Below are 765 nucleotides of genomic sequence, written 5' to 3'. Positions count from 1 at the left end.
ACAAGCGGTGACAAAGGCGGCTAGCTGAATGTCAGAATAGTAGCCTCTCGTGATATCGTGAATAATATGCTTGCTAGAGTAGTCGTTAAAACTATTACCGTAGACTTTGCCGCGAACTGCGCTCATCGAATCGGCCGGTTTTGCATGGGAAAAGTAAGCCCGTTCGCCTTCATCGGCACTCAGTAATTTCCATGCCGACTCGGACAGGCCAACCTCCTGACGAGACAAGTCTCCATTAGTCACCATATTTACTGTTGCAATAATGCTGTTCTTTTCAGTGGTGATACGCACACGACTTTGGGCATAAAATCCCTCAGAGCGACAGACGTGGCAATTTTTATGCATATAAATGACAGGCTCTTGATGCGTGTCGATATGCATTCGTTTTAATTGCAGGAAGTTAAGTTCCTGTTGGGCAGTTTTGTTGGGCTCACTGGTGCGGCTCATTGCGTTACCTGATTTTTCTTATACGAATATTCATAAAATAACATGAAATTATTCATGGGCGTCAATAATTGATGTCGTGACTTGATATCGGTCGGTTCATGGAGCGTTTTAACACTATATTATTGTAGCCAGAGTCTTCTACTGTTAACTGGCCGTGAGGTTCGGGGAAGGTTCATGTGAGGAGTGGAACTCCTTGCCTAGCTTAACTGAGTGATGGCTTCCTCAAAACATATATACATTTTAGGCCTTGATTTTGTATGCTTGGAATAACGAGTCTAAGGATAAGAGCATGTTAAAAATAAAATTTATCGGTGGTGC

General features: G+C 43.0%; 1 pseudogene. It reads right to left on the bottom strand.

The features are described 5' to 3' along the window. Positions 1–447: pseudogene (locus A3735_RS19735) on the bottom strand (thymidine phosphorylase); the annotation flags it as partial. Between the last annotated feature and the right edge of the window lie 318 nt (positions 448–765).

Source organism: Oleiphilus sp. HI0061, assembly GCF_001635675.1.
The sequence above is the reverse complement of the archived record's forward strand: the minus strand, read 5'-3'. Positions and strand labels throughout refer to the sequence as shown.